Consider the following 11084-nt stretch of genomic DNA (forward strand, 5'->3'; position numbering starts at 1 on the left):
GTCTTCTCGAAGTTCACCACATCAAAATTGTCTATAAGCACATCAGGAAGGATGGCACGAAGTAATTGTTCTGCTTTCATACCACAAAGATACGCAATACGCTTGATACACCATGCCTACCAACCGGGAATATCCGCTGACCCCTCTTTTGACTGGAAGGTGACTTCAACCGCTTCTATAACGAAAGACTTGAAACGAATAATATTAGTAATGTAGTTCTATTCTGTCTTGGACAGGCTGGAGGAGTTAAAACAGCTAATCGTAATAAACTATTGTCAATCGTTCGTTAACGTTGAAGTCTTCACAAAATTCATTGTCATACTGATAAACAATCCGGAGGTTACGATAAGCGGATGGTACCTTCAATGTTTCCAATAAATGCCACTGGGGACTGCCGAAGTCATACGAACTTCGGTCTAATATAAGGCGGTTTGAAACATAGTCAAATCTATAGTAACCTCCACCTATACATCGTTCTCCTGCCAGTAACAAGTCTTTATGTTGATAAACCATTCCAAGACGGAAATATCCATCTTGGGTGATAATGAACTTGGGTAATGCCATTGCAATTGTTTATAAGAATACTTTTACAAAGTTATAAAAAAGTTTTGGATTTGCTCTATGGGAAACTAAAGAACAGTTTAGTGAGTACTTCAGAGTATATATCTTTTATCTTTTTGAAATTTTTGCATGGATTAACGGGTCGGTGGATATTCCCGGTAGCGGATTTGGCGTATCAGGCGCATTGCGTGGTAAGTCTGGATATAATCTTGCAAAGGTCGGAATTGCTTCTATCTGTGCATATACGACTCTTCCGGGCAGTCAATGCTTGATGAAAAAGAAGATATCCAATCGGCGTGTGGCGGTGCAACCAACGAAGTGTTCGAATTTGTATGTATAATACCAAGTCGCAAGTGCGAATTGAAAATTGGCGAAGCCAAACTTGCAGTAGTTAAAGGAGTTAAAGGAGAAAAAAGGAGTTATCGCCCACCAGGGTGAGCTTAGGAGTTAAAGCCGATAGCTTAAGTATATGGTCGGCATCCTTTTTCATAAAGGTATTGGCTTCTCTCCTTCACTTCTTTACTACAACCCGTTAATAAACTTGCGAAACTTAAATATAATATTATTGCAGATAAATATGAACTACGCAGGTTAAGAAATTTTACAAATTGAGAATATCTGACAGGTATTTATAAACAATTGATGTTCAAGTGTTTATGTTTCTGCTTGTATGGACGCTATTGATGGCAGGCAACATTCGTGCCGAATGTAGGCAACCTTCCGCTCGATAGTAGGCAATCTTTGATACCAAAGTTGGTAAGCTAGGCTGTCTGGTATGGATAAATATTGTCATTTATTTGTTGTGCCAGACTAGATATGTTCGTGTTTATAACCGCATGCACTGTTTGTTTGCCTTGTCACCAGGTCGGCCTCCAAACTCAAGGTATGCATCGATTGGGCTCGGAGGCGTAGTAGAGTCAAGTTCTTTGATGTGATAATTTATTCGTAATATTATAATGCCGCCACTGGGAATATCATCTGAGTCGGATTTTCTGTTTTGGCGATAAAAAAGAAGGGAATAAAAAACTGCATCGGCAGAGTGTTGGATTGGTACTTTGCTGATGCAGTTTGTTGAAGAGGACGTAACCTATCTAAGAGATGTCAGTCGAACAGGCTTCTGAATTTTTTAAAGATCTTCTCTTTTATAGAGCTATTGGGTCTGAAGTTGTCCGAATCTTCCATATCCTGAAGAGCTTTCTTTTCGTCTTTGCTCAGGGCTTCGGGAACATAGATGCTTACATTGACCAAAAGGTCTCCTGTTCCGTATCCGTTTACACTGGGAAGCCCCTTACCGCGCAGGCGCAAAACTTTACCCGGTTGTGTGCCTGGTTCTATTTTAACTTTTACTTTGCTGTCTATGGTGGGTATTTCGACCGTACCTCCGAGAGCAGCTGTAGGGAAACTGAGCAACAGATTGTATATCAAATCGTTTTCATCGCGAATCAGTTCTTTGTCTGCTTCTTCTTCTACCAGAATCAGCAGGTCGCCAGGAATACCATTGTGCTTTCCGGCATTACCTTTTCCACTCATGGAAAGCTGCATGCCATCGGCCACGCCGGCTGGAATTTTAACAGTGACTACTTCTTCGCCATAGACGATGCCTTCGCCGGCACATTCCTTACACTTGTTCTTAATGATTTTGCCTTCGCCGCCACAGGTGGGGCAGGTGGTGCGGGTCTGCATGGTTCCCAGGATGGTCTGCTGGTTGCGTATTACCGTACCGCTACCCTTGCAGGTGGGGCAGGTCTCGCTTCCGCTGTTGCCTTCGGCTCCTGTGCCGTGGCAGTGTTCGCAGGTGACGTATTTTTTGAGTTTGAATTTCTTTTCTACGCCGGTCGAGATTTCTTTCAGGTTCAGTTTGACTTTTACCCGAAGGTCGGAGCCACGGTAGCGACGTTGTTGCGAACTTTCTCCGCCAAATCCTCCGAATCCTCCAAATCCCCCACGTCCGCCGAAGATGTCGCCGAACATGGAGAAGATGTCGTCCATACTCATGCCGCCTCCGAAGCCCCCATAAGGTCCTCCGTTGCCGGCCGCTCCTCCCAGGCCTGCATGGCCGAACTGGTCGTAGCGGGCACGTTTGTCCGGGTTGCTCAGCACGTCGTAGGCTTCTGCCGCTTCCTTGAATTTCTCTTCCGCTGTCTTGTCGCCCGGATTCTTGTCCGGGTGGTATTGAATGGCCTTTTTCCGATAGGCCTTCTTGATTTCGTCTGCCGTAGCGTTCCGTTCAACGCCTAATACTTCGTAATAGTCTCTTTTTTCCATATTGTTTGATGTTATTCTCCGACTACTACCTTGGCATGTCGGATCACTTTGTCATTCAACGTGTAACCTGTCTGCACGCAGTCCAGGATTTTACCTTTCAGTTCTTCGGAAGGGGCGGGGATAACGGCTATGGCTTCGTGGAAGTCTGTATCCAGAGGCTTTTCTTTGGTTTCGATGACTTTCACGCCGTTTTGTCCCAATACGGCCATGAACTTGTTGTAAATCAGTTCCACGCCTTCCTTTACGGCTGCAACGTCAGTGGCTGTCTCCATGTTTTTGAGCGCACGCTCAAAGTCGTCCACAATGGGCAGGATGCTGCTGATGCTCTTTTCGCCTCCGTTCAGGATGAGCTCGGCCTTTTCCTTCATTGTACGTTTGCGGTAGTTGTCGAACTCGGCCGACAGACGCAGGTACTTGTCCTTCTGCTCTTCAATCTGCTCGTTGGCTTTTTCCAGTTCACCGGCCAGCTTCTGTTCTTCGGTAAGGGGTGTTTCCTCCTTTTTTTCCTGTTCAGTCCGGTTTCCTTCGTTTTCTTCCTGCGTATGGTTGGAAGCGTTCTGAGATTTTATCTCATTCTCTTCCGGGTTGTTTTCTTTCTGTTTCGGATCCATATTATTTTGCTTATTGTTCTTGTCAAATGATTTCGTTTTCATTGCTGTTAAGGGTTTAAGTTAAGGGGTTACGATTTATTGAATTGATGGAAAATGCCCAGCAAAAACTTTGCCAAAAAGCTCTGTTCTTGTTTTAAATGGCGCAAAGGTAACATTTTTATGTCAGATTGACAGCATATCTTCCTCCTATTCGTGGAAAAATGTCTATCTTTGCACCCCGAATTTAAAAAGATAAAGATGATTACAGTTTCAAACGTTTCGGTACAGTTTGGTAAAAGAGTATTGTTCAATGATGTAAACCTGAAGTTTACGAGTGGTAATTGTTACGGAATCATAGGTGCCAACGGGGCGGGAAAGTCCACTTTTTTGCGGACCATTTCGGGCGATTTGGAGCCTACTACCGGATCCGTCACACTTGCTCCCGGCGAACGTCTTTCGGTGTTGAGCCAGGACCACTTCAAGTGGGATGCCTTTTCTGTAATGGATACAGTCATGATGGGACATACCGTATTGTGGGACATCATGAAGCAGCGCGAGGAGCTGTATGCCAAAGAGAATTTCACAGATGAAGACGGCCTGAAAGTTTCGGAACTGGAAGAAAAGTTTGCCGAATTGGACGGGTGGAATGCAGAAAGCGATGCCGCTGCACTCTTGAGTGGGCTGGGTATCAAGGAAGACAAGCACTATGTGCTGATGAGCGAGCTGAATAATAAAGAAAAGGTTCGCGTCATGTTGGCGCAGGCTTTATATGGAAATCCGGACAATCTATTGCTGGATGAACCTACCAACGATTTGGATATGGAGACAGTGACTTGGCTGGAAGAATACCTTTCTAATTTTGAGCATACGGTGTTGGTTGTCAGTCACGACCGTCATTTCTTGGATTCAGTTTGTACGCATACAGTAGACATAGACTACGGCAAAATCAATCTTTTTGCTGGTAACTATAGCTTCTGGTATGAATCCAGTCAGTTGGCACTTCGCCAGCAGCAGAATCAAAAGGCTAAAGCTGAGGAGAAACGAAAAGAACTGGAAGAGTTTATCCGCCGCTTCAGTGCCAATGTAGCCAAGAGCAAGCAGACTACCAGCCGTAAGAAGATGCTGGAAAAACTGAATGTAGAGGAAATCAAACCGTCGTCTCGTAAATATCCGGGTATCATTTTCACCCCCGAACGCGAACCGGGCAACCAAATTCTGGAGGTTTCTGGCCTGTCCAAGACACTGGACGACGGCACGGTGCTGTTCCGTGACGTTAACTTCAATGTGGAGAAGGGTGATAAGATTGTTTTCCTGTCCCGTGACCCGCGTGCTATGACGGCTTTGTTTGAAATTATAAACGGTAATATGAAGCCCGATGCCGGTAAGTTCAATTGGGGAGTAACTATTACTACGGCTTATCTCCCGTTGGATAATACTTCTTTCTTTAATACCGATTTAAATCTGGTGGACTGGCTAAGCCAGTTTGGCGAGGGCAACGAGGTGTACATGAAGAGCTTCCTGGGCCGTATGCTCTTTTCGGGCGAAGAGGTGCTGAAGAAGGCGAGCGTCCTGTCGGGAGGTGAGAAGATGCGTTGTATGATAGCCCGCATGCAGCTGCGCAATGCCAACTGCCTCATTCTGGATACACCAACCAACCACTTGGATTTGGAATCCATTCAGGCTTTCAATAACAATCTGAAGATTTATAAAGGTAATATCCTTTTTTCTTCACACGACCATGAGTTCATTCAGACCGTAGCTAATCGTATCATTGAATTGACTCCTAATGGTATTATAGATAAGATGATGGAGTATGACGAGTATATTGTTTCAGACCATATCAAGGAACTGAAAAGCCGCCTGTACGGAGATTGAATCAGAGGTTTCGAATCAAAGACAAAAGGTTGTCAAAAGCCGGGAAGTATGCTAAATAACATAAAAATAAGCCCTAAAAAAGTCACTTTTTTACTTGTTTATTTGGATTGTAATTGAAGAAATACTTACCTTTGCCGCCGATTTCAGAATTAAAGGCTTTGTGAATCAGTGGATTTTTCACTCATTGCGGAGTCTGCGAAGAAAATGTTTCGGGAAGAAATCACTGTTGGAATGGCAGTCCCGGATAGTATTAACCAAAACCGCGTTACATGAAGTATGTAAAATGGATTTTTGTTGTATTACTAATTAGTTCCTTGACATCTTTCGTTGGAAAAGACAAACCTACCGGAGGTTTGAGCGTGGGTGACATAGCCCCGGATTTTCGTATCCAATCTATGTCAGCTGAGCAACCTGCACAGGAACTTTCAGACATGAAAGGCCGTTATGTGTTGCTTAGTTTCTGGGCAAGCTACGACGCACAATCCCGGATGCAAAACGCAAGTTTGAGCAATGTGCTTCGTTCGGTTTCTCAGGATAATCGTGTAGAAATGGTTTCTGTTTCGTTTGACGAATATCAATCTGTTTTTGAGGAAACCATTCGTAGGGATCAAATAGTTACGCCTATATGTTTCGTGGAAACGGCAGGCGAATCTTCCGACTTGTTTAAAAAATATCGTTTGGGTCGTGGATTTACTAACTATTTACTGGATGGTGATGGTGTGATTATAGCCAAAAACATCTCCGCGACAGAACTTTCAACTTATTTGCAGAAACAACCTGCCTGATGGAGTTCAGAGAAATAGGATAAGTTGAGAGTGGTATTTCATCCGAGATGAGGGGGTGCCCGAATCGGAGGAGAAGTGACAAAACGAGGAAAATGTATACAACAAAAAGCCTTCCTGCCTTTGTGCTTTCACAAGAGCGGGAGGGTTTTCTTTTTGTCCGTACCTGAGGTGGAAGAGGATGATGGGCGATGTAGATAATGCAATCTAATTTTAGTTAAACACTTCTTTTTGTTTCAGTATATAACATTTTCTTGTCTTTTTGATATGGATATGTTACTTTTCTATACTTTTGACAAATTATTGCAAGATGGAAGGATGCTATGTTCGGCGGAATGTATATCTTTGCACAGTAAAACTTAAATAGGATAATTTTATGTGTGGAATCGTAGGCTATATCGGCAAGAGAGAAGCCTATCCCATTCTTATCAAAGGACTGAAGCGGTTGGAGTACCGTGGATATGATAGTGCTGGGGTAGCTTTGATCAGTGACAATCATCAACTGAATGTTTACAAGACCAAAGGCAAGGTTGCCGACTTGGAATCTTTCGTAGTTCATAAAGATATTTCCGGCGCCATCGGAATTGCCCATACCCGTTGGGCCACGCACGGAGAACCTTCTCCGGCCAATGCCCACCCCCATTACTCCTCCTCCGAGCGTTTCGCTCTCATCCATAACGGAATCATCGAAAATTACGCCGTCCTTAAAGAGAAGCTTCAGGCAAAAGGTTATCAGTTTAAAAGTGATACAGATACCGAAGTCCTGGTTCAACTTATCGAATACATCCAACAGAATAATCAGATTGATTTACTTACTGCCGTTCAGCTTGCCTTGCGGGAAGTGATAGGAGCATACGCCATCGCCGTGATGGACCGTGACAATCCCGACGAAATCGTCGCAGCCCGCAAGAGCAGTCCGCTGGTAGTCGGGATTGGCGAAGGCGAATTTCTACTCCCATTGTAGAGTATACCGACAAGGTGGTCTATCTGGAAGACGAGGAAATCGCAGTGATCCGTCGCGACAGTCCGCTGAAGGTGGTCAATCTGAATAACGTGGAATGCCCCCACGAAGTAAAGACAGTCTCCATGAACCTGGGACAGCTGGAGAAAGGCGGTTATCCGCACTTCATGCTGAAAGAGATTTTCGAGCAGCCGGCCTGCATCAACGATTGTATGCGGGGCCGTGTCAACGTAGAAGGAAACAATGTGGTATTGTCAGCTGTTATAGACTATAAGGAACGCCTGCTGGCTGCCAAACGCTTCATTATTGTGGCGTGCGGTACGTCGTGGCATGCCGGGCTGATAGGCAAGCAACTGATAGAAACGTTTTGCCGTATTCCGGTTGAGGTGGAATATGCTTCTGAATTCCGTTATCGCGACCCGGTAATCAGTTCGGATGATGTGGTGATAGCCATTTCGCAGAGTGGTGAGACTGCCGATACGCTGGCTGCCGTAGAGCTGGCCAAGAGCCGGGGAGCTTTCATATACGGCATCTGCAATGCCGTCGGTTCGAGCATTCCGCGGGCTACCGATACGGGGTCGTACATACACGTTGGTCCCGAAATCGGTGTGGCTTCTACCAAGGCCTTTACGGGGCAGGTGACGGTGCTTGCCATGCTGGCACTGACGTTGGGACGCGAGAAGGGAACGATAGATGAAGCCAAGTACGTGTCCGTAGTGCAAGAGTTGCAGCACATTCCGGAGAAGATGGAAGAGGTGCTGAAGCTGAACGACCGCATAGCCGAACTGTCCAAGATATTCACCTATGCGCATAACTTCATCTACCTGGGTCGCGGATATGCCTATCCGGTGGCACTGGAGGGTGCGCTGAAGCTGAAAGAAATATCCTACATACATGCCGAGGGTTATCCGGCTGCCGAGATGAAGCACGGTCCTATTGCCTTGATCGATGCCGAAATGCCGGTCGTTGTGGTGGCCACGCAGAACGGACTTTACGAAAAGGTACTGAGCAACATACAGGAGATAAAGGCACGCAAGGGCAGGGTAGTGGCACTCGTGACCAAGGGAGACAACATTATTAGCCGCGTGGCCGACACGGTGATCGAACTGCCTGCCGTCATGGAATGCCTTGACCCGCTGATAACAACTGTCCCCTTGCAGCTGCTGGCCTATCACATTGCTGTGTGCAAGGGCATGGATGTGGATCAGCCGAGAAACCTGGCAAAGTCGGTTACAGTAGAATAATAGAATAATCCGGATAATGATATGGAACAATTGAAACATGAATGCGGTGTGGCGATGATACGCCTTCTAAAGCCGCTCGATTATTACCAGAAGAAGTATGGCACGTGGATGTACGGGCTCAACAAGCTCTATCTGCTTATGGAAAAGCAACACAACCGCGGACAGGAAGGAGCCGGACTGGCCTGTGTCAAGCTGGCTGCCAATCCCGGCGAGGAATACATGTTCCGCGAGCGTGCTTTGGGTTCGGGTGCCATTACCGAAATCTTCTCGACGGTGCAGAGCCACTTCAAGGATCTGACTCCCGAACAGCTGGCCGATGCCGGTTATGCCGAGAAGTGCCTGCCGTTTGCCGGCGAAGTCTACATGGGGCATTTGCGCTATTCCACTACCGGCAAGTCGGGACTGACTTATGTGCACCCCTTCCTGCGCCGCAACAACTGGCGGGCCAAGAACCTGGCTCTTTGCGGCAACTTCAATCTGACCAACGTTGACGAAATATTTGCCCGCATCACGGCCATGGGCCAACATCCCCGCAAGTATGCCGATACGTATATCATGCTCGAACAGGTAGGCCATCGTCTGGACCGCGAGGTAGAACGTCTGTTCAACATGGCCGAAGCCGAAGGACTGACCGGCATGGATATTACGCATTATATCGAAGAGCATATCGACCTGGCCAATGTCCTGCGTACTTCGAGCAAGGACTGGGATGGCGGTTACGTGATGTGCGGTCTGACAGGCAGCGGCGAGAGCTTTGCCGTGCGCGATCCGTGGGGTATCCGTACAGCCTTCTGGTATCAGGACGAAGAGATAGCCGTGCTGGCTAGCGAACGTCCCGTGATACAGACCGTGCTCAATGTCCCGGCCGACAGCATTCGCGAGCTTCAGCCCGGACAGGCCATTTTCATCAGCAAGGCAGGCCGCTTGCGTGCGGTGCAGATCAACAAGCAGCGCGGACTGAAGCCCTGTTCCTTCGAACGCATCTACTTCAGCCGTGGCAGCGATATGGACATCTACCGCGAACGCAAGCTGCTGGGCGAGAAGCTGGTGCCCAGCATCCTGAAAGCTGTCAATTACGACATCGACCATACCGTCTTCTCCTTCATCCCCAATACAGCCGAGGTAGCTTTCTACGGAATGCTTCAGGGACTGGACGAGTATCTGAACGAGGAGAAGGTGAAACAGATAGCCGCTTTGGGCCACAACCCCAGTCACGACGAACTGGAACGCATCCTGTCGCGCCGCATCCGTAGCGAGAAGGTAGCCATCAAGGACATCAAGCTGCGCACGTTCATCGCCGAAGGCAACACGCGCAACGACCTGGCGGCCCACGTTTACGACATTACCTACGGCAGTCTGGAGGCCGGGGTGGACAATCTTGTCATCATCGACGACTCCATCGTTCGCGGCACCACCTTGCGTCAGAGCATTATCGGCATTCTGGACCGTCTCAATCCGAAGAAGATTGTCATCGTCAGCTCTTCGCCACAGGTACGCTATCCCGACTATTATGGCATCGACATGTCGCGCATGAGCGAGTTCATCGCCTTCCGTGCTGCCATCGAGCTGTTGCGCGACCGCGACATGAAGGACGTCATCGCCGCCGTCTACCGCAAGTCAAAGGATCAGGCCGACCTGCCCAAGGAGCAGATGGTGAACTACGTGAAGAACATCTACGCTCCCTTCACCGACGACGAGATTTCGGCCAAGATGGTGGAACTGCTCAAGCCCGAGAATGTCCGTGCCAAGGTGCAAATCGTCTACCAGCCCCTTGAAGGACTTCACGAGGCCTGTCCCAACCATCCGGGCGACTGGTACTTCAGCGGCGACTATCCTACGCCGGGCGGTGTGAAGCTGCTGAACAAGGCGTTTATCGACTATATCGAGCAGGTGTACCAGTTCTAGCCTCACCCCCCGGCCCCCTCTCCCAAAGAGAGGGGGAGGAGAGGGCATATCGTATGATACTTTATTATATGTACAACTATACCTTATTATATATACAACATGACTAATCAGCATTCAACTAATTTACATTCTTCCTCCCCCCTCTCCTTGGGAGAGGGGAAGGGGGTGAGGCTTTGCCTCTCCGACGGTACCGTTTTCCGCGGCCGTTCGTTCGGTTATGAAAAGCCGGTAGCAGGCGAGGTGGTATTCAACACGGCCATGACGGGTTATCCCGAGAGCCTGACCGACCCCTCGTATGCCGGACAGTTGATGACCCTGACCTACCCGTTGGTGGGCAACTACGGCGTACCTCCCTTCACCATCGAAGCCAACGGACTGGCTACGTTCATGGAGAGTGAGAAGATTCATGCCGAAGCTATCATCGTCAGTGACTACTCGGAGAACTACAGCCACTGGAATGCTGTAGAAAGCCTGGCCGATTGGTTGAAGCGCGAGCAAGTGCCTGGCATCACGGGCATCGACACCCGCGAACTGACCAAGGTGTTGCGCGAGCATGGGGTGATGATGGGGCGCATCGTATTCGATGACGCAATGGATAATGGAGAATGGAGAATGGATAATTACGGTGAGGTGAACTATGTAGACCGCGTTTCCTGTAAGGACATTATTGTCTATGCCGGAGGGGAAAGCAAGACTTTTCCCGTCTCCACCCCGATGGAAGAGCTTAATTCTCAATTATCCATTTTCCATTCTCAATTAAAGGAGGTCGTCCTTGTCGATTGCGGCGTAAAGACCAACATCCTGCGCTGTTTGCTGAAGCGTGGGGTCGAAGTAATCCGTGTGCCTTGGGATTACGACTTCAACGGTTTGCAGTTCGACGGCCTGTTCATCTCCAACGGAC

The 11084-nt window shown here is 47.9% G+C and carries 6 protein-coding genes and 1 pseudogene; 5 read left to right on the forward strand and 2 right to left on the reverse strand.

From position 1 onward, the window contains the following. Positions 1-1662: 1662 nt before the first annotated feature. Both dnaJ and Q1Y74_RS12835 read right to left on the reverse strand, forming a co-directional pair. Entirely contained in the window at positions 1663-2826 is a 1164-nt protein-coding gene (dnaJ, locus tag Q1Y74_RS12830) for a molecular chaperone DnaJ (protein ID WP_300814700.1), read from the reverse strand. 11 nt (positions 2827-2837) lie between these two features. Continuing rightward, positions 2838-3479 carry a nucleotide exchange factor GrpE gene (locus Q1Y74_RS12835; RefSeq protein ID WP_300814701.1) on the reverse strand — a complete coding sequence of 214 codons (642 nt, stop codon included), beginning with the start codon at positions 3477-3479 and terminating at the stop codon, positions 2838-2840. Between the two features lie 195 nt (positions 3480-3674). Here Q1Y74_RS12835 and Q1Y74_RS12840 point away from each other — a divergent pair, with 195 nt between their 5' ends. From Q1Y74_RS12840 to Q1Y74_RS12860, 5 genes and pseudogenes are all read left to right on the forward strand, one after another. Further along, positions 3675-5291: an ATP-binding cassette domain-containing protein gene (locus Q1Y74_RS12840; RefSeq protein WP_300814702.1), complete on the forward strand. Its 1617-nt coding sequence runs from the start codon at positions 3675-3677 to the stop codon at positions 5289-5291. 269 nt (positions 5292-5560) lie between these two features. Beyond that, a complete protein-coding gene (locus tag Q1Y74_RS12845; RefSeq protein WP_300814703.1) occupies positions 5561-6076 on the forward strand; it encodes a thioredoxin-like domain-containing protein in 516 nt (171 codons plus the stop codon). 373 nt (positions 6077-6449) lie between these two features. Next, positions 6450-8278: pseudogene (gene glmS / locus Q1Y74_RS12850) on the forward strand (glutamine--fructose-6-phosphate transaminase (isomerizing)). Between the two features lie 21 nt (positions 8279-8299). Next, positions 8300-10183, forward strand: a complete 1884-nt coding sequence (locus Q1Y74_RS12855) for an amidophosphoribosyltransferase (protein ID WP_300814704.1) — start codon at positions 8300-8302, stop codon at positions 10181-10183. Between the two features lie 165 nt (positions 10184-10348). Next, positions 10349-11084: carbamoyl-phosphate synthase domain-containing protein (locus tag Q1Y74_RS12860; RefSeq protein WP_300814705.1), on the forward strand; the 736-nt coding region annotated here is incomplete at its 3' end.

Source organism: uncultured Bacteroides sp. (assembly GCF_949298305.1).
Taxonomy (GTDB): domain Bacteria; phylum Bacteroidota; class Bacteroidia; order Bacteroidales; family Bacteroidaceae; genus Bacteroides.

Excerpts from the sequence above, each read along its gene's own strand:
- Q1Y74_RS12840 (WP_300814702.1), top strand. The coding sequence starts at position 3,675 with ATGATTACAGTTTCAAACGTTTCGGTACAGTTTGGTAAAAGAGTATTG.
- Q1Y74_RS12835 (WP_300814701.1), bottom strand. The coding sequence starts at position 3,479 with ATGAAAACGAAATCATTTGACAAGAACAATAAGCAAAATAATATGGAT.
- Q1Y74_RS12845 (WP_300814703.1), top strand. The coding sequence starts at position 5,561 with ATGAAGTATGTAAAATGGATTTTTGTTGTATTACTAATTAGTTCCTTG.
- dnaJ (WP_300814700.1), bottom strand. The coding sequence starts at position 2,826 with ATGGAAAAAAGAGACTATTACGAAGTATTAGGCGTTGAACGGAACGCT.
- Q1Y74_RS12855 (WP_300814704.1), top strand. The coding sequence starts at position 8,300 with ATGGAACAATTGAAACATGAATGCGGTGTGGCGATGATACGCCTTCTA.